We start from the raw sequence: 18,631 nt of genomic DNA on the forward strand, positions 1-18,631 counted from the left end.
TCACCGGCCTGGTAGCGTCCGCATACTCTTCAATGCCGCCGTGACGCTGAGAGGTCGGAGCATGCCGGAAGACGCCGCCGCCGCCCGCGACGAGGCCGAGGAGGCGTCGGCCTTCTCGCACCCCGTGGTCCCGCCGGACGTCACTGCCGCGTACGGGGATCACCCGGACCAGGTCGTCGATTTCTACACCCCCCGCGACGGCGCGACCGCCGCCCCCCTCGTGGTGCTCCTGCACGGCGGCGCCTGGCGCGCCCCCTACGACCGGCAGCACGTCACGCCGTTCGCCGACTTCCTGGCGCGGCGCGGCTTCGCGGTCGCCAACGTCGAGTACCGGCGCGGCAGTTCGATGCCCCACCAGGGCGGATCGGCTCCGGTGGCCGGGCGCTGGCCGGAGACGTTCGACGACGTCGCGGCCGCCCTCGACGCGCTCCCCGGCCTCGTGCGCGACGTCCTGCCGCAGGCCGACCCCCGGCGCACCGTCGTCGCGGGCCACTCGGCCGGCGGCCAGCTCGCCCTGTGGGCCGCCGCACGGCATCTGCTGCCCGAGGACGCACCGTGGCGCACCGCCCGCCCCGCACCGCTGCGGGGCGTCGTCGCGCTCGCCCCGATCGCCGACTTCGCGGTGGCCCGTGACCTCGACGTGTGCTCCGGGGCGACCGCCCAGTTCCTGGGCGGCGAGGACGTGTTCGACGCACGCCTGCCGTACGCCGACCCGGCGCTGCTCCTGCCGACCGGCATCGCGACGACCCTCGTGCAGGGGCGCGCGGACACGACGGTGCCGTTCGCCGTCGCGGAGGCGTACGCGGACGCGGCGGCGAAGGCGGGCGAGGTCGTCGGCCTGACGCTCCTGGAGGACGTCGGCCACTTCCCGCTGATCGACCCGGCGGCGGACGCGTGCGCGGTGGTGGCGGAGGAGATCGCCCAACTCGCCTGGTGACGGCGTCTGGTGACAGCCCTGGTGGCGGCGCCTGTCGGTCCCTAGGGGTGGTGCCCTGTCATACCCGTAATACCTGAGGACTACGCGGCAGGTTGGCTCCCTGGTGTGATGCCGACTACGGCGTCCGCTCCCTAACTTCCCTTCCAGACAACGGGACTGGTGGGGGAGGGCTTCATGGGGATGCGGCTGCGGGTACGGGCGTGGGTGCGGCTGCGGCCGCGGTTGCGGTTGTCGGCCAGGGTCCGGCGGACCCTGCTGGCCGTGGTCGTCGCGGGAGCGGTCGTCGTGCCGGTGTCGGCCGCCGCCCACCCGAGCATCCCCGCCCCGCCGCCCGCGGCCCTCGCCCCGCTCACCCCGGCCACGCTGCCCGCGGCCTACGCCGCGAACCGGGCGAACGCCGCGACGGCGGCACGGATGGCCGCCGTCCACGGGAACACGGGCCGCGCCCGCACGCTGCGCGGCATGGCCTCGGCCGGACGCCGGTTCCTCACCTTCGACGCACGCGGACCCGGCCGCACCGCCGAGGTGTTCGGCGACCTGGCGTCCGCGGACCGGATCGCCGTCCTGGTGCCCGGCTCGGACACCTCCCTCGACGCGTACGGGCGCCTGCGCGCGGGCGCCCTCGCGCTCCACGGAAAGCTCGGCCCGCGCGCCGCCGTCATCGCCTGGCTCGGCTACGAGACGCCGGACACGGTGAGCCCGGCGGCCCTGACCACGGGCCCGCGCGGACGACGCGGCCCCTGAACTGCGCGCATTCGTCAGGCAGTTGAGACATCTGCGGCCCGCAGCATCCGTCTCCCTTCTCTGCCACTCCTACGGTTCGGTCGTGTGCGCCCGAGCCGCGCGCGGCCTGGACGTCGCGGACATCGCCTTCTTCGGCAGCCCCGGCACGGGCGCCGCTTCCGTGGTCGCCCTTGGCACCCGGGCGCGGGTCTGGGCGGGGCGCGGCGCCCACGATTGGATCGCCGACGTGCCGCACACGAAGGCCGACCTGTTCGGCACGACCGTCGGCTTCGGTACCGACCCGGTCGCCCCCGCGTTCGGGGCGCGCCGGTTCGCGGCGGGCGGCGGCGGCCACAGCGACTACCTCGCACCCGGATCCGTGTCCCTCGACAATCTCGCGCGGATCGCCCTCGGCGCGACCTCGGAGGTCACCCATGCCTGATCGGAGGTCACTCATGTCTGAGGAGGAGTCACCCATGCCTGTGGGGAAGTCACCCATGTCTGAGGGCAAGTCACCCATGCCTGTCGGGAAGTCACCCACGCTCGACGTATCCGGACGGCGCCCCCACGACCCGTCCCGCCGTGGCGCGCCGCCCCGGCGTGGGGGGTTCGGCCGGTTCGCCGGCCGGGTCGAGGCCGCGACGCCGCCCGGCCGGGACCGCGCCGTCGACGCCCTGCGCGCCTTCGCGATCCTCGGAGTCGTCCTCGGCCACTGGCTCGTCACCGCGCTCGTCGCCGAGGACGGAGAGCTCCACGGCGCGAGCCCTCTCCAGCACCTGCCCCTGCTGGCTCCCGTCTCCTGGGCCTTCCAGACGCTGGCCGTGTTCTTCCTGGTGGGAGGGCACGTGGCGACCCGGAGTCACGCGGCGGCGCAGGAGCGGGGCGTGTCGTACGGGGCGTGGCTCCGGGCCAGACTCGTGCGCCTGTTCCGGCCGGTCGCCGCCGTACTGGTGCTGTGGACGGTGGCCGCCGGGTGCCTGCTCGTGTCGGGCACGGACTACGACACGGTGCACACCCTGACCAAGCTGGCGCTGTCCCCGCTGTGGTTCCTGCTGGTCTTCGCGGGCCTCACCGCCGCGACCCCGCTGGTGTCCCGGGTCAGCCCGCTGTGGCCGCTGGCCGTCGTCCTGCACGTGGACATCGTGCGGTTCGGACTCGGCGGGCCCGCCTGGCTCGGCTGGATCAACGTGGCGGCGGGCTGGCTCGTCCCGTACACCCTCGGCGCGGCCTGGACGCGCGGGGAGCTCACGCGGCGGTCCGGCTGGGTGCTGCTCGGGGGCGGCGCGGTGGCGACGGCGGGACTCGTGCTGTGGGCGGGCTATCCGGCGTCGATGGTCGGCGTGCCGGGCGCCCCGGTGTCGAACCTGAACCCGCCGACGCTGGCGGCCGTCACGTTCGGGCTCGCCCAGTGCGGGCTTGCGCTGCTGGTGCGGGAGCCGCTCGGGCGGTGGCTGCGGCGGCCCGCGGCCTGGGCCGCCGTCGCGTTCGTGAACCTCTCCGCCATGACGATCTTCCTGTGGCACCAGACGGCGATGATGGCGGTCACCGCGCTCGGACTGCTCGCGGGCCGGCTGCCCGGGCTGCACACGGTGCCGGACGGCCCGGCGTGGATACTCGCCCGGCTGGCCTGGCTGCCGGTGTTCGCGCTGGGACTCGCGGTGTGCTGGGCGGCGTTCCGCGCCCACGAACAGGGCGGGCGGCGCGCGAGCCGGGGTGGCTCCCTGGTCGTGCGGGGCGAGGGAGGCGGCCGTGGCTGAGGGAGCGCGCAGGGAGCGTGTAGTACCTGCGACGGACGCCCGAGGACCCTCCTCGCGTGGGACGCGGGCGGCGTGGGTCGCCGCATACGGTTCCGTACGTGACCGAGACCCGGGCCCAGACCCAGACCCAGACGACCACGACGGGGGCCAAGGCCCACAGTCCCGAGTTCCATCTCGCCGTCGGCGCCCTGCGCGGCCTGCGGCAGGACCTGTTCAAGGATCCCTTCGCCTACCGGCCGCTGCCGCCCATGTCCCTCGACGGGCCGCTGGTGAGCCGGATCCCCGGGCGGCTGCGGCGGCACGCCGCCTGGTTCCCGCACTCCGTGGTGGGGGCGGCGGCGGTGTTCACCGTGCTCCTGGCGTTCATGACGGGCGACACATCGGGCAACGAGATCTTCTTCGCGCTCTCCGGGCTCCTCCCGGCGGCCGCCGTGGCGATGACCCTGCTCAGGCCGGTCGGCGCCTGGTGGATATCGATCGGGTCGGCCCCGCTCGTCGGCCTGCTGGACCGTTTCGGGTACGAGGGGCCGTGGGGGCCCGCCGCGTTCTTCGGGCACATCGTCGTGATGACGGTGGTCGCCGTCAGGACCCGGCCCCGCACCGCCGCCTGGATGTGGGCGGGCACGGCGGCCTACGGATTCCTGGTGTCGGTCGTGACGTCCGAGTACTACATGGGCGGGTCCGACACCCCGGAGATGCTGTTCTTCTCGGCGCTCGCGCTCCTCGTCACCACGGTGATGCACGTCAGGCGTGAGGCGCAGGCCGAGGTGAGCGTGCAGCGCCGGGTGACGGCCGTCGAGCGGGACCGGCGCACGCTCCTGGAGGAGCGCACGAACATCGCCCGCGAGCTGCACGACGTGGTCGCGCACCACATGTCGGTCGTCGCGATCCAGGCGGAGGCCGCGCCGTACCGCGTGGAGAACCCGCCCCCGGAGCTGGAGCAGGCCTTCGTCACGATCCGGGAGAACGCGGTGGCCGCGCTCACCGAGCTGCGCCGCGTCCTCGGGGTCGTCCGCGCGGAGGACTACGAGGCACCCGACGCCCCGCAGCCGACGCTCGCCGACCTCGGCCGGCTCCTGGAGAACGTCCGGGAGGCCGGGCTCACGGTCGAGCAGGCGGTCACCGGCGCGGTCCGTGAACTCCCGCAGGGCGTCGAGCTGTCGGCGTACCGCATCGTGCAGGAGGCGCTGAGCAACGCGCTGCGGCACGCGCCCGGATCCACGGCGCGCGTCGAGGTGTCGTACGTCCTAGGCGGGCTCGGCCTGCGCGTCGTCAACGGCCCGCCGACCGGCCTCGTCAAGCCCTCGCCCGGGGCGGGCCACGGCATCACCGGCATGCGGGAGCGCATCGCGATGCTCAGCGGCGAGATGACGGCGGGCGCGACGGCGGACGGCGGCTACGAGGTGGCGGCGTTCGTCCCGGTGGCCGCGCCGCGGCCGTCCGAGGACCCCGCCCCGCACGCCACGGAGGGCACTGTGGGTACGGAGGGGCCCGCATGACGATCCGTGTGCTGATCGCCGACGACCAGATGATGGTCCGCGAGGGCTTCTCCGTCCTGCTGGGCGCGATGCCCGGCATCGAGGTCGCCGGCGAGGCGGTCAACGGCCGCGAGGCCGTCGACCGGGTCCGCGAACTCGCCCCCGACGTCGTCCTCATGGACATTCGCATGCCGGAGCTGAACGGCATCGAGGCGACCCGCGAGATCGTCGCCACGGACAGCGCCGCCAAGGTGCTCGTCCTGACCACGTTCGACCTCGACGAGTACGTCTACCAGGCGCTCCGCGCGGGCGCGTCCGGCTTCCTGCTCAAGGACGCCTCGGCGCGCCAACTGGCGGACGGCGTACGGGTGGTGGCCGCGGGCGAGGCCCTCCTCGCGCCCTCGGTCACGCGCCGCCTCATCACGGAGTTCTCCAAACTGTCCGAGTCTCCGAGGCCGCTCGCCGCGTCGAACCCGCACGCGTACGGCGAACTCACCGAGCGGGAGACGGAGGTTCTCGTCCTGATCGCCCAGGGCCTGTCGAACGCGGAGATCGCCGCCCGCCTCGTCGTGGCGGAATCCACCATCAAGACCCACGTCAGCCGGGTCCTGGTCAAACTCGGCCTGCGCGACCGCACTCAGGCAGCGGTCTTCGCCTACGAGGCCCGCCTGGTCACACCGGGGTGAGGCGCGCCGCCGGTGATCGCTGACGCGTCCGTCGAACCCGGTCCGGAGCCGTCCGTCCCCCGCCCCCCGTCAGCTCGACAGATCCCGTCGCCGTAGTCCCGCCAGGCCCGCTGCGACCAGGGCCACCGCCACCGCCGTCAGGATCAGGAGCGGGGGCCAGGTCGTCTCGCCGCCCGGCAGCTTGGGGAGATGGCTGTAGGGGGAGAGGTTCATGACGGGCTGCGGGAGTTCGAGTGCCGGGCCGATCCAGCCGAGGAGCAGGGCGGCGCCCGCCACGGCCCAGGCCGCCACCGCCGCCCTGGGGAACACCCCGAAGAGCAGGACCGCCAGGCCGCCGATGACCCAGATCGCCGGGAGTCGGCTGAGGCAGGCGCCCAGGACCGGGCCGAAGTCCTTGCCGTAGCCGATCCCGAGGCCGAGCCCGCCGAGCGTCATGATGAGGGCCGCTCCGCCGAACGCGACGACGAGATGGCCGCCGGCCCACCGCAGCCGGCCGACCGCGCCCGCGAGGACCGGCTCGGCGCGCTGCGAGGTCTCCTCGCCGCTCAGGCGCAGCACCGACGAGACGACGTAGAGCGCGGCGACCATCCCGAGCATGCCGGCCATCGTGGCGAGGAACGCGTCCGCGATGCCGGACCGGCCGCCCATCCGTTCGATGATGTCGAGGGTCTTGGCGTTGCCGCCGACCAGGTCGGCCGCGCCCTGCGTCATCCCGCCGAACGCGATCCCCGCGACGAGGAAGCCGAGGCTCCACCCGAGCACGGTGCCCCGCTGGAGGCGCCACGCGAGCGCGCCCGCCGTGCCGAGGCGGCCGTGGGCGGGCCCGGGCCGGCTCGGCAGGAAGCTCATCCCGAGGTCGCGCCGTCCGGCGAGCGCGTACGCGGCCACGCCCTGCGCGCCGGCCCCCGCCACGAACAGGAGCAGCACCCACCAGCGTTCGTCCGCGAACGCCCGCGTGTTCTCCAGCCAGCCGAGCGGCGACAGCCAGGTCAGGGCGGACGAGCCGTCAGCCCTCCCCGAGTCACCGGCCGCGCGCAGCACGAATGCGAGTCCGAGCAGCGCCGACGTCAGCCCCTTGGCGAGCCGCGCGCTCTCCGTGAACTGGGCGACGATCGCCGCCATCGTCGCGAACACCATGCCGGTCCCGGCCGTCGCGAGCCCCAACGCCAGTGCTCCGCCGCCCCCTTGGGAGGCGAGCCCGCCCGCGATCAGCAGCCCTACGGCCGCGTTCGCGACGAGCGCCGCGAGCAGCGCGGCCGTCAGCGGCGCGCGCCGCCCCACCATCGCCGACGACACCAGCTCCTGCCGCCCGCTCTCCTCCTCGTCCCGGGTGTGCCGTACGACGACGAGCACGCTCATCACGGCGGCGAGCACGCCCGCGTAGACGCCGATGCGCCAGGCGACGAGTCCGCCGAGGGAGTCGGAGAACACCGGCCCGTACAGGGCCCGCATCGAGGTGTTCGTGGCTATCGACCGCGCGATGTCCGCCCGCTCGGCGGCCGTGCCGTACACGCTGCCGAGGGAGCCCGGCATCGACAGGACCATCATGAGGATGACGGCGACCCAGACCGGGATCATGACCCGGTCGCGCCGGAGTGCGAGCCTCAACAAGGTGACGGTGCCCGCAAGTTGACGTGAGCGGGGGGTGAGGCGGGCGTCGGCGGCCACGGTGGCGGTCATCGCGGCATCGCCCCTTCGGCGGTCCGGTGGGCGGCGTCGTCCTGGTAGTGGCGCAGGAACAGTTCCTCCAGCGTCGGCGGCGTGCTCGCGAGCGACCGTACGCCGGACTCCGCGAGGGACCTGAGGACCGCGTCCAGCTTGTCGCTGTCGACCTGGAGCTTGACCCGCAGGCCCTGTACGTCGAGGTCGTGCACGCCGGGCAGATGCGCCAGCCCGTTGGGCGGCGCGGCCAGTTCGGCGGTGACGCTGGTGCGGGTCAGGTGCCGGAGTTCGCTGAGTGTGCCCGTCTCGACGGTCCGGCCCTTGCGGATGATGCTGACCCGGTCGCAGAGCGACTCGACCTCGCTGAGGATGTGCGAGGACAGCAGCACGGTCTGCCCGCGCTCCCGGGCGGCCTCCTTCACGTACTCCTGGAAGACCTCCTCCATCAGCGGGTCGAGGCCGGAGGTCGGCTCGTCGAGGATGAGCAGGTCGACGTCGGACGCGAACGCGGCGACGAGGGCCACCTTCTGCCGGTTGCCCTTGGAGTAGGTGCGGCCCTTCTTGGTCGGGTCGAGCTCGAACCGCTCGATCAGGTCCGCGCGGCGCGCCCTGTCGAGGCCCCCGCGCAGCCGCCCGTACAGGTCGATGACCTCGCCCCCGCTGAGGTTGCGCCACAGCGTGACGTCGCCGGGGACGTACGCGATGTGGCGGTGCAGGGCGACGGCGTCGGCCCACGGGTCGCCGCCGAGCAGCCGCACCGCGCCGGAGTCCGCCCGCAGCAGCCCGAGCAGGACGCGGATGGCCGTGGACTTGCCGGCGCCGTTCGGGCCGAGGAAGCCGTGTACCTCGCCGGTCTCGACGGCCAGGTCCAGCCCGTCCAGCGCGTGCGTCCTGCCGAACGACTTGTGCAGTGCGGATACGTCAATGGCGCGGTCGGCCTTCGTCATGCTTCGGAATGTACGCTGATTTCACAAAGTTGTGAAGTTAAGGAAGTGTATAAACTCAAGGTGGTCCGTCACGCAGGGGAGATGATCGGCAGATGCCCACCGAAGAGACACAGCGGGACCGCGAGCGGGACGACGACGTGGTGTCCCGGTTCGTCGAGCGCTTTGCCTCGCAGCTGGTCGAGGCCGGGATGCCCCGGATGCCCTCGCGGATCTTCGCCGCTCTGCTCGCCTCCGACTCGGGCGCTCTCACGTCCGCCGAACTCGGCGAGCGGCTCCAGGTCAGCCCGGCCGCCGTCTCCGGCGCCGTGCGCTACCTCACGCAGCAGCACATGGTCAGCCGCGAGCGCGAGCCCGGTTCGCGCCGTGATCTCTTCCGGGTGCACGGCAACCAGTGGTACGAGGCGCTCGCCAACCGCGACTCGGTGCTGAAGCGCTGGGAGGACGCCCTGCGCGACGGTGTCGCGAGCCTCGGCGAGTCGACACCGGCGGGCCGCCGGCTCGCCGAGACCCTGGCGTTCTTCGAGTTCGTCCAGGCCGAGCTGACCGGTCTCATGGAGCGCTGGCGCGTCCGCCGCGAGGAGCTCTTCGGCCACTGAGCCCCACGCCTCACCCCGGCAGCGTCAGCCCCCACGCCCCCGCCCGTACCGTCCATGTGCGGGTCCGGACGGGGCCGCCCACCACCGCGTCCGCGCGGTAGCGGAAGTCCGGGCCCGACACCGTCACCGTGTGCGCAAGGGCTCGCAGCGGTCCGGCGTCCGCGCCCACCGCGGACGGCCTGATCTCGATCCGGGCCCGGCCCGCCGCGTCCGGGACCACGCTCACGCCCTCCACCGGCCGGTCCAGGTCGACCAGGGTCACCCCGTCCGCCTCGACCCGCAGCCGCTGGGGCCCCGCGGCGGGCGCCGAGGGCCGGGCCGGCCGCGCGGCCAGCGTCCGTACGAGGGACTGGCACGTCCGCAGCCAGTGGTGGGCGGGATCGGGGGCCGGCGTCGGCGACGGGTGCGCCACGGGCGGGATCCGCAGATCCCCGAGCACCACCCCGTCGGAGTCGTCGACGAGCAGATCGAGCCGCCGCTCGACGCCCTCCAGGGCCGCCCGCGCCGCCGCCACCGCCCCCAGGGGCACCCCGAGCGACCGGGACAGCGACAGACTCGCCCCGACCGGCACGAGCGACAGAACGGATTCCGCCAGCTCGCGCTCCCGGTGAAGGAGCGCCACCGCCCGCAGCAGCGCCCGGTCGTCCCCGATCACCACCGGTCGGCGAGAACCCCGCCTGACCAGCGCCTTCGCGAATTCCTCGGGCCCGTCCGGCAGGCACACCTTCACCGTCGCACCGGCGCCGAGCACGTCCTTCGCGATGCGTACCGACTCGCCGTCCGCACGCCGGGCGACCGGATCGACGACCACCAGTAGCTGGTCAAAAGCCGCCACCTCGGTCCTGCCTCGCTTCCTCGGGTAGCATCTTGGTGCAAGAGCCCCTTGCGCTATTGCGCCAGGGGCTTCGTCTATTCCGGGGCACACCAAGGCACACCCATACAGGCGGCTACGGCCCCTGACCTTGGTCTTGCCCCGCCCGGAAGGGGTGTACGCCTGTGCCCGCACTTGTGCTGCTCGGTGCTCAGTGGGGTGACGAAGGCAAGGGAAAGGCCACCGACCTGCTCGGTGGATCCGTGGACTACGTGGTGCGCTACCAGGGCGGCAACAACGCCGGCCACACGGTAGTGGTCGGCGACCAGAAGTACGCCCTCCACCTCCTCCCTTCCGGAATCCTCTCGCCGGAGTGTGTACCGGTCATCGGAAACGGCGTCGTCGTCGACCCGTCGGTCCTGCTCTCCGAGCTGAGTGGACTGAACGAGCGCGGCGTCGACACGTCCAAGCTGCTCCTCAGCGGCAACGCGCACATCATCACGCCGTACAACGTGACCGTCGACAAGGTGACGGAACGCTTCCTCGGCAAGCGGAAGATCGGCACCACCGGGCGCGGCATCGGCCCGACCTACGCGGACAAGATCAACCGCGTCGGCATCCGCGTCCAGGACCTCTACGACGAATCGATCCTCACCCAGAAGGTCGAAGCGGCACTCGAGGGCAAGAACCAGCTCCTCACCAAGGTCTTCAACCGGCGCGCCATCGAGGCGGAGCAGGTCGTCGAGGAGCTGCTCGGCTACGCGGACAAGATCAAGGGCTACGTCGCCGACACCACCCTGATCCTGAACAAGGCCCTCGACGACGACAAGGTCGTCCTCTTCGAGGGTGGCCAGGGCACGCTGCTCGACATCGACCACGGCACGTACCCCTTCGTGACGTCGTCGAACCCGACCGCGGGCGGCGCCTGCACGGGTGCGGGCGTCGGCCCGACGAAGATCAGCCGCGTCATCGGCATCCTCAAGGCGTACACGACCCGTGTCGGCGCCGGCCCGTTCCCGACGGAGCTGTTCGACGAGGACGGCGAGGCGCTGCGCCGCATCGGTGGCGAGCGCGGTGTCACCACCGGCCGTGACCGGCGCTGCGGCTGGTTCGACGCGGTCATCGCCCGCTACGCGACCCGCGTGAACGGCCTGACCGACTTCTTCCTCACCAAGCTGGACGTGCTCACCGGCTGGGAGCAGATCCCGGTCTGCGTCGCGTACGAGATCGACGGCAAGCGCGTCGAGGAGCTCCCGTACTCCCAGTCCGACTTCCACCACGCGAAGCCGGTCTACGAGTACCTGCCGGGCTGGTCCGAGGACATCACCAAGGCCAAGACCTTCGCCGACCTGCCGAAGAACGCGCAGGCCTACGTGAAGGCCCTGGAGGAGATGTCGGGCGCCCCGATCTCCGCGATCGGCGTCGGCCCCGGCCGCACCGAGACCATCGAGATCAACTCGTTCCTGTAGGACTCCTCCGGGACTCCTCCAGGACTCGGCGTCTCACTGGCGTCCAGGACTCGGCGTCCCACTGGCGCCCCTGTCCGGCTCTCCACGGAGCCGGACAGGGGCGCCTTCGCGTACGCGTACGTGCGCGGGCCTCAGCCGCGGCAGGCCGCGTAGCCGTCGGGAGACGTGCAGGACAGGTGTCCGGCGCGGGCGATGACGCGGTCGGCGGCGCCCTGCGTGAGGAAGTCGAGGAAGCTGTCGGCCAGGGAGCCGTCCGCGGGGTCGCCGATCGTGTACGCGTACTCGACGGCGTGGAACGGGTAGCCCTTCGTGATGTTCTCGCCGGAGGGGCCGAGGCCGTTGAGGCGCAGGGTGTGCGAACCCTTGCGCGGGGTGCCCTCGGGCGGGGCCGCGTAGCCGATCGTGCCGTCGACGTGCGCGACCCGGTCGAGGAGGTCGCCCGTGTTGTGCTCCTCGCAGCGCAGGACCGGCGAGGCGGGCACCAGGTCCTTCGTCCGGCAGTCGCTCGACGAGGTCGGGAAGGCGTCGCGGCGGCCGAGGACCCGGGCCTCGAAGGCGCCGCGCGTGCCCGAGCTGCCGGTCCTGCGGACGGTACGGACGGGCAGGTCGGGGCCGCCCACGGCGCTCCAGTCGGTGATGTCGCCGCTGTAGAGCCGGCGGACCTGGCCGACGGTCAGGCCTCTCAGCGGCTTCCCGCCGACGGTCACGGCGTCGTTGACGATCAGTGCGAACGCCATCGCGGCGACCTTCTCGCTGCGCAGCTTGTGCTCGGGGTCGCTCTCGGTGGTCCGCCCGTCGGAGAAGGCGATGACGGCGGCGCCGGGGGTGCCGGGGGTGCCTTCGGTGTCGGATTCGAGGAGCTGGCGCACGCCCGTGCCGCTGGAGCTGGTCGCCACGTCGATCCTGGCGTCGTGGCAGTCCCGCGTGTACGCGGCCCGCAGCGCCTCCATCGCGGGCCGGAACGCGGACGACCCGGTGAGGGTGAGCGACCCGGCGGCGCACCCCCGCGGCTGCGGCACCGGATTCGGCAGCGTGGCGAGGAGCAGCAGGATCGCCATGCCGGTGCCCAGGATCCCGACGGTCCAGCGGCCGAGGGGGCTGAACAGGGGCGGCTTGTCGTCGGGGTGGGGGCTCGGGCTGGGGTGGACGGTGCCGTCGCCGAGGCGCCCCTCGACACTGACGGTCGTGCCCGCGTCGCCGCCCCGGAGCATCACGAGGAGCTTGTAGTAGTCGCCGGTGTTGAGGGCGACGGGCGGCAGGAGCAGGGTGTTCTCGCCGGGGGTGTAGACGGGCCGCGCGTCGAGCCGTATCTGCCGGGCCGTGTTCGAGGTCAGGGCGGGCTGGACCGGGTACGCGTCGGTGATGCGGCGCCCGGAGAACGTCACCGTCAGGCCCGGCGGCTGCGAGATGTAGTCGCCGTCGGTGATGGTGGCCGCGCCGTCGTTCTCGATCCGCAGGAGGACCAGGGTGGTGTCCTCGGTGATGTTGCGGCGCGGGATCAGGCCGTCCGCGCCCGGCAGGTCCTCCGACAGGGCGCGGCTGAGCGGGATGTCCATCTGGATGCGGTGGCCGATCCGCTTGCTGTGCTGCTTGCGCCGCTCGACGTACCAGAGGGCGAGGGACGCGCCGATCGACAGGACCGTCGTGGCGATCGCGACGAGGTTCTGCGCGTCCTTGAGCCAGCCCATGGTGTCTCTCCCCCCGGAACGTGATGGTGGGGTCACCGTAGGGGGCCTTCGGGACGCCGGGGCGGACGGCGGCCGAGGTGTCGACCGCTGTTCGCCACGTGTTCAGTCGGACCGGCGCGGGACGGGTCAACTCGCCTGTCGGCAAGGGGATTTACCCCTTCGTGTACACCAGCTCGGTCCCGTCGCTCATCGTGCGGCGCAGTTCGCCCGAGGGCGTGATCACGGACGTGCTCGGCTTGCCCGGGCTGCAGGCGTCGGAGGGGCCGGTGACGACGTCGGTCCCGGCGATGCGCAGGGTGCCTCCGCTCGCCGACACCAGCGTGCCCTGGAAGACGCAGTGGTACGAGCCGCCGCCTTTGAGGGGCCCGTCCGCCGTCATCGACAGGACCGTGTCGCCGGGGCTGCCCTGCTGGATCTCCAGATGGCGCGTGTGGTGGCCCGAGGCGTTGTCGATCGTGGTGTCCCACGCGCCGAGGAACTCCGTCGGTATGTCCCCGCCGGCGGGCGGCTCGTCGGACCCGGGCGGCGTCGTGTCCGGGTTCTGCGAGGTCGGGTCGCCGGTGTTCGGGCCGGACGTCGAGGCCGCGGGGGACGAGGGGTCCTTGGACTCCTGGCTCTGCGCCGCGGGTGTGCCGCCGTTCTTCATCAGCGCGTACACCGACCCGCCCGCGCCGAGCGCCACCACCAGGGCCACCACGATCAGCGCCGCCGTGGAGCGCCCGCTGCGCCGGGGCTCCGGCTGCGGCGTGCCGTTCGGGACGGCTCCCGGGCCGTACGGCGGTGTGGCCCCGGGGCCGTAGGGCGGGGTCCCGCCCCAGGCGCCATGCTGCGGATACCCGTAGCCGGGGGCCGGGGGGTACGCGTTCGGATATCCGTACGCGGCCGGCGCGGGCGGGGCCGCCGGGGACGGGGCGGGGGTGGGGGCCGGCGGGCCCGAGGGGGAGATCACGGTGGGCAGATGGTTGACGGGGGCGGCGCCGGGTTTTCCGGGCGGCGGAGGCGTCGGCTCGTCACCGGTGGCGGCGGTTGCGGGGGCAGGGGCAGGGGCGGGGGTCTGCTTGACGAGGCTGGGCCCCGGCGCGGGCGGAACGGGCGGAGCGGGCGGCGCCGCGTTCGCCCCCGTCGGCCCGTCAGGGTCCTCGGTGTCCAGCAACTGCACCGCGTGCCGCCCCAGTTGGGCCACCAGCGCGCCCGGCAGCCACGGGTCGCGGGTGCGTCCGCCGTCGCCGAGCGTGTCCTCGGCGCCGGTCCGCTCCAGGAGCTGATCCAGGGTCGGACGGGCCGCCGGGTCCTTGCGCAGACAGTCACCCACGAGCTCCTGCAGCCCCTCGGGCAGCGCGGCGAGGTCGGGCTCCTCCTGGGCGATACGGAACATCAGGGCGTGCACCCCGCTGTTGGCCGTACCGAACGGCAGCCCGCCCGTCGCCGCGTACGCGAGGACCGAGCCGAGGCAGAACACGTCGCAGGCCGGCGTGATCCGGTCGCCGCGCACCTGCTCGGGGGCCATGAACCCGGGCGAGCCCACGAGGGCGCCCGTTCGCGTGAGGCCGCCGTCCGTCACCGTCTCAAGGGCGCGCGCGATGCCGAAGTCGATCACGCGGGGCCCGTCGATCGTCACCAGGACGTTCGACGGCTTCAGGTCGCGGTGGATGAGGCCCGCCGTGTGAATGTCCTTGAGCGCGTGGGTGAGGCCCGCCGCGAGGATGCGCACGGAGCGCTCGGGCAGCGCGCCGTGGTCGTGCGAGACGACCGTCTGGAGCGAGGGCCCGGCGACGTAACCCGTGGCCACCCAGGGGATGTCGGCCTCGGTGTCCGCGTCGAGGACGGGCGCGGTCCACGCCCCGCCGACCTGCCGCGCGGCCTGCACTTCGAGCCGGAACCGGTTCCTGAACTCGTCCTGCTCCGCGAGCTCCTGGCGCACCAGCTTGACCGCGACCGTGCGTCCGCGGTCCGAGCGCGCCAGATACACCTGGCCCATCCCGCCCGCCCCGAGCCGCGCCAGCAACCGGTACGCACCGATGCGCTGCGGATCTCCCGCCCCCAGCTTCTCCATGTCGCGCCACCCTCCCCCATATGTGACCAACAGACCGAGAATAGTGCGAGGTTGGGACAGTGGGGGCGAGCCGGTCTCTACGGTTCCGTAACAGGCTGGTCGTCAGGTCGGTCGGCAGGCTGGTCGTCAGGTCGGTCGCCAGAGTGGTCGGCAGAGGGGGCAGCAGGAGGGACAGCAGGTGGGACGACCGGCGGGACCGCCATCTCGTCCAGCACCGCCGACAGCCGCTCCAGCACTCGTACCGTCTCGGCGAGGCCGTCCTCGCCGAGCGCCGCCGCGAGCTGTTCCGCGAGGGCCGCGTGGCCCGGGCCGATGAGGGCGGTCGCCGCCCGGCCCTTCTCCGTGGGGGTCAGGAGCTTGGCCCGGCGGTGGGCCGGGTTCGGCTCGTAACGGGCGAGGCCCTGGGCGGTGAGCAGGTCGGCGACGCGCTGCACGCTCTGGCGGGTGATGCCCATGACGCGCGCGATGCCGGCGACGGTCAGCGGCTCGCGCAGGACCGCGCCGAGCACCTGGTACCGGGCGGCGGTGAGCCCCGCGGGCCGCGCCAGATCCTCGGAGACGGACAGGAACTGGCCGTTGAGCCGGAAGACGCCGAGCGCCGTCCGGCTCAGCAGGTCCTGGTGCTCCCTGGTCACGCCCGCGCCGCCTGAAGGGTTGCGTACGCCGTCACGTCCGAGTCGTGGAACAGGCGGTACCAGGCGTCGAGGAGCTCGCCCTCGAACACCCCGAGCGCGCCCAGGACTTCGCGCGCGAACGCGACCGGCTCGGTCGGCCCGGCCGTGATCAGGCCGCGGTCCGTCACCGCGTCCGCGTCCACGTAGTGGTCGCCGCCCTTGTATCCGGTGGCGTCGAGGTACTGGGGGACGGCGCTCGTGTGGGCCCGGTCATCGAGCAGGCCCTCGCGGGCGAGTCCGGCGGTGGCCCCGCAGATCGCGGCGACCGGCACGCCCGCGTCGAGGAACGCGCGGGCCTTGCGGGCGAAGGGGGCGAGGTCGTTACCGCCCGCCGCGGCAGCGGCTGATGTCTCAGTCCAGAGGTCGGCGCCGGTGAGGATCAGGAGCGAGCTGTCCTCGGGGCGCAGGTCGTCGAGGGCGAGGTCGGGCTGGATGCGCAGGCCGCCGAGGGTGGTGACGGGCCGGCCGGCGCGGGCCGCGACCGTGCGGACCGGGTAGCCGCCGCGGGCCAGGTGCGCCGTGGCGTGCCCCGTCTCCCAGTCGGCGAAGGTGTCGTAGACGGCGAGGTGTGCGGGCTTACGCGCGATGCTGGTCATGGTGGCCTCCGGTGTCGATGACAAGGCTCTGAGGCAAGGCTATGACAACAAGCTGTCACTCCGACAGCATGCTGTCAATCGTTCCTCGAAGCGACCTCACGGAAACTCGTTTCCGTCAGCCGGAACGATCCGTGGCGACCGTACGTACTACTGGCAACGCAACGCCCCACTTCACGACTTCACGACGTACGACCTCACTTCACGACGTACGACCTCCCCCCGACCGAGGAGACCGTGTGCCGAACAGGACGCCCGTCGCCGTCCGCGCCCTCGCGCGTGCCGCGCTCGCCGCCCGACCCGTCGGACTCGACGAGACCGACGCCCGGGCCCCACTGCTGCGCCATCACGGCCACAGCTATCTCGTGCCCGTCGAGATCTTCCAGGACTTCGCCGCCCTGCTCACCGACCCCCGCAGGCCGGGCGGCGCCTACCGGTCCCTGTCCGTGGGCGGACGCCGCTGGTTCGGCTACCGCTCGACGCACTACGACACCCCCGCGCTGCGCTCGTTCCACGACCACGCGCGGGCGCACGCGCCCCGCTTCGGCATCAGGGAGCGGCTCTACCAGGACAGCGGCAGGCGGCAGTTGGAGCTCAAGGTGCGCGGCGCCGGCGGCGGGACCGTCAAGCACCGCACGCGTCTGGCCGCGGGCGACCACCCGCTCGACGACACCCGCCGCGCCTTCGTCTCCGGCGTGCTGCGCGGCACGTACGGCATCGGGGCACCGGGGGAGCTCGCCGCCCGGCTCGTCACGGAGTACCGGCGGGCGACCTTCGTCGCCGACGGGCAGCGGCTCACCTGTGACGCGGGGCTCGTGGTGCGCGACCCGGGGGAGGGGCGCGCGGTGCGGGCGGACGGCGGGTCCGTCCTCGTGGAGACGAAGGCGTGCGCGCCGGGGCGGCCGACCGACGCCGACCGGCTGCTCGCGCGGTTCGGGGTGCCGCCCGTGGAGTTCGGCAAGTACTGCGGCGGTCTCGCCGCGCTGCGGCCCGATCTCGCGGGGGGACCGTGGCGGGAAGCGGTGCGGACGCTGTTCCCCGGGACGGTGCCTCCGTGCGAGGGCGACAGTGTGTCGGGTTAGCGGCCGTCCCACAGACAGGACGCCGATGGTCCTTCCACCATGCGGACATTTACCCTCAGGCCCATGACCCCTCAGCCGAATCCCCAGGTCGGCGCCGCCGTCAAGGCCGCGGACCGTGCGCACGTGTTCCACTCCTGGTCCGCACAGGAGCTCATCGACCCGCTCGCCGTCGCCGGCGCCGACGGCTCGTACTTCTGGGACTACGACGGCAACCGCTACCTGGACTTCACCAGTGGCCTCGTCTTCACGAACATCGGTTACCAGCACCCGAAGGTCGTCGCGGCGATCCAGGAGCAGGCCGCCTCCCTCACGACGTTCGCGCCCGCGTTCGCCGTCGAGGCCCGCTCCGAGGCCGCACGCCTCATCGCCGAGCGGACCCCCGGCGACCTGGACAAGATCTTCTTCACCAACGGCGGCGCCGAGGCGGTGGAGAACGCCACGCGCATGGCCCGGCTGCACACGGGCCGGCCCAAGGTGCTCTCCGCCTACCGCTCGTACCACGGCGCCACCTCCACCGCGATCAACCTGACCGGCGACCCGCGCCGCTGGCCGAGCGACCAGGGCGCGGCGGGCGTCGTCCACTTCTGGGCGCCGTTCCTCTACCGCAGCCCCTTCTACGCCGAGACCGAGCAGCAGGAGTGCGAGCGCGCCCTCCAGCACCTCGAGGACACCATCGCCTTCGAGGGCCCGGCCACCATCGCCGCCGTCATCCTGGAGACCGTGCCCGGCACCGCCGGCATCATGACGCCGCCGCCCGGCTACCTCCAGGGCGTGCGCGAGCTGTGCGACCGGCACGGCATCGTCTTCATCCTCGACGAGGTCATGGCGGGCTTCGGCCGCACCGGCAAGTGGTTCGCCGCGGACCACTACGACGTGGTGCCCGACCTGATGACCTTCGCCAAGGGTGTGAACTCGGGCTACGTCCCGCTCGGCGGCGTCGCCATCTCCGGCGCCATCGCGGACACGTTCGGCAAGCGCCCCTACCCGGGCGGCCTGACGTACTCCGGGCACCCGCTGGCCTGCGCCGCTGCCGTCGCGACGATCAACGTCATGGCGGAGGAGCGCGTCGTCGAGAACGCCGCCCACCTCGGCGAGACGCTGATCGGCCCGGCGCTGCGCGAGCTCGCCGAGCGGCACCCCTCGGTGGGCGAGGTCCGCGGCCTCGGCATGTTCTGGGCGCTCGAACTGGTCAAGAACAAGGAGACCCGCGAGCCGCTGACCCCGTACAACGCGGCGGGCGAGGCGAACGCGCCGATGGCCGCCTTCGGCGCCGCCGCCAAGAAGAACGGCCTGTGGCCCTTCATCAACATGAACCGCACGCACGTCGTCCCGCCGTGCAACATCACGGAGGCCGAGGCCAAGGAGGGGCTCGCCGCCCTCGACGAGGCCCTGACCGTGGCGGACGGCTACACCGCGTAACGAAAGGCGTACTCCGTGTCGCTCCCCGTAGTGCGTAGGCTGACCAGCTGACCAAG

Annotated in this window: 14 protein-coding genes and 2 pseudogenes; 9 read left to right on the top strand and 7 right to left on the bottom strand. The window is 73.1% G+C overall.

From position 1 onward, the window contains the following. Window positions 1-61: 61 nt before the first annotated feature. From EOT10_RS09950 to EOT10_RS09970, 5 genes and pseudogenes are all read left to right on the top strand, one after another. Window positions 62-937, top strand: a complete 876-nt coding sequence (locus EOT10_RS09950; protein ID WP_127827734.1) for an alpha/beta hydrolase — start codon at window positions 62-64, stop codon at window positions 935-937. A gap of 180 nt (window positions 938-1,117) precedes the next feature. Next, window positions 1,118-2,102, top strand: a pseudogene (locus EOT10_RS09955) (alpha/beta hydrolase). 55 nt (window positions 2,103-2,157) lie between these two features. Continuing rightward, a complete protein-coding gene (locus EOT10_RS09960; protein ID WP_223280897.1) occupies window positions 2,158-3,417 on the top strand; it encodes an acyltransferase family protein in 1,260 nt (419 codons plus the stop codon). Between the two features lie 98 nt (window positions 3,418-3,515). Further along, a complete protein-coding gene (locus EOT10_RS09965) occupies window positions 3,516-4,916 on the top strand; it encodes a sensor histidine kinase (protein WP_223280898.1) in 1,401 nt (466 codons plus the stop codon). Then, window positions 4,913-5,581: a response regulator gene (locus tag EOT10_RS09970; protein WP_127827735.1), complete on the top strand. Its 669-nt coding sequence runs from the start codon at window positions 4,913-4,915 to the stop codon at window positions 5,579-5,581. The genes EOT10_RS09965 and EOT10_RS09970 overlap by 4 nt, the downstream gene beginning before the upstream one ends. A gap of 69 nt (window positions 5,582-5,650) precedes the next feature. On the opposite strand, the gene EOT10_RS09975 is transcribed toward EOT10_RS09970, so the two are convergent. Further along, window positions 5,651-7,261, bottom strand: coding sequence for an ABC transporter permease (locus tag EOT10_RS09975; protein WP_127827736.1), 1,611 nt, complete (start codon window positions 7,259-7,261; stop codon window positions 5,651-5,653). Continuing rightward, on the bottom strand, window positions 7,258-8,190 hold the full coding sequence (locus tag EOT10_RS09980) for an ABC transporter ATP-binding protein (protein WP_127827737.1): 933 nt from the start codon (window positions 8,188-8,190) through the stop codon (window positions 7,258-7,260). The genes EOT10_RS09975 and EOT10_RS09980 overlap by 4 nt, the downstream gene beginning before the upstream one ends. 92 nt (window positions 8,191-8,282) lie before the next feature. Between EOT10_RS09980 and EOT10_RS09985 the strand changes: the two genes are divergently transcribed. Further along, entirely contained in the window at window positions 8,283-8,786 is a 504-nt protein-coding gene (locus EOT10_RS09985) for a GbsR/MarR family transcriptional regulator (RefSeq protein ID WP_127827738.1), read from the top strand. A gap of 10 nt (window positions 8,787-8,796) precedes the next feature. Here the strand turns inward: EOT10_RS09985 and EOT10_RS09990 are convergent, their stop codons facing one another. Then, window positions 8,797-9,621, bottom strand: a complete 825-nt coding sequence (locus tag EOT10_RS09990; RefSeq protein WP_127827739.1) for a diacylglycerol kinase — start codon at window positions 9,619-9,621, stop codon at window positions 8,797-8,799. A gap of 161 nt (window positions 9,622-9,782) precedes the next feature. On the opposite strand from EOT10_RS09990, the gene EOT10_RS09995 reads away from it, so the two are divergent. Then, window positions 9,783-11,066, top strand: a complete 1,284-nt coding sequence (locus EOT10_RS09995) for an adenylosuccinate synthase (protein WP_127827740.1) — start codon at window positions 9,783-9,785, stop codon at window positions 11,064-11,066. Window positions 11,067-11,197: 131 nt separating this feature from the next. Here the strand turns inward: EOT10_RS09995 and EOT10_RS10000 are convergent, their stop codons facing one another. The 4 genes and pseudogenes from EOT10_RS10000 to EOT10_RS10015 form a co-directional block, all read right to left on the bottom strand. After that, window positions 11,198-12,754 carry a substrate-binding domain-containing protein gene (locus EOT10_RS10000; protein WP_127827741.1) on the bottom strand — a complete coding sequence of 519 codons (1,557 nt, stop codon included), beginning with the start codon at window positions 12,752-12,754 and terminating at the stop codon, window positions 11,198-11,200. Window positions 12,755-12,905: 151 nt separating this feature from the next. Beyond that, window positions 12,906-14,807: a serine/threonine-protein kinase gene (locus EOT10_RS10005; RefSeq protein ID WP_127827742.1), complete on the bottom strand. Its 1,902-nt coding sequence runs from the start codon at window positions 14,805-14,807 to the stop codon at window positions 12,906-12,908. 176 nt (window positions 14,808-14,983) lie between these two features. Then, window positions 14,984-15,442 (bottom strand): annotated as a pseudogene (locus EOT10_RS10010) (MarR family winged helix-turn-helix transcriptional regulator); the annotation flags it as partial. Continuing rightward, on the bottom strand, window positions 15,439-16,077 hold the full coding sequence (locus EOT10_RS10015; RefSeq protein WP_127827744.1) for a DJ-1/PfpI family protein: 639 nt from the start codon (window positions 16,075-16,077) through the stop codon (window positions 15,439-15,441). The pseudogene EOT10_RS10010 and the gene EOT10_RS10015, both read right to left, overlap by 4 nt. 236 nt (window positions 16,078-16,313) lie before the next feature. Between EOT10_RS10015 and EOT10_RS10020 the strand changes: the two genes are divergently transcribed. Together EOT10_RS10020 and EOT10_RS10025 are read left to right on the top strand one after the other, a co-directional pair. Beyond that, entirely contained in the window at window positions 16,314-17,156 is an 843-nt protein-coding gene (locus EOT10_RS10020; protein WP_127827745.1) for a VTC domain-containing protein, read from the top strand. A 63-nt stretch (window positions 17,157-17,219) separates the two neighbouring features. Next, window positions 17,220-18,575, top strand: coding sequence for an aspartate aminotransferase family protein (locus EOT10_RS10025; protein WP_127827746.1), 1,356 nt, complete (start codon window positions 17,220-17,222; stop codon window positions 18,573-18,575). Window positions 18,576-18,631: the final 56 nt, after the last annotated feature.

The organism is Streptomyces antnestii, from assembly GCF_004005495.1.
Classification (GTDB): Bacteria; Actinomycetota; Actinomycetes; order Streptomycetales; family Streptomycetaceae; genus Streptomyces; species Streptomyces antnestii.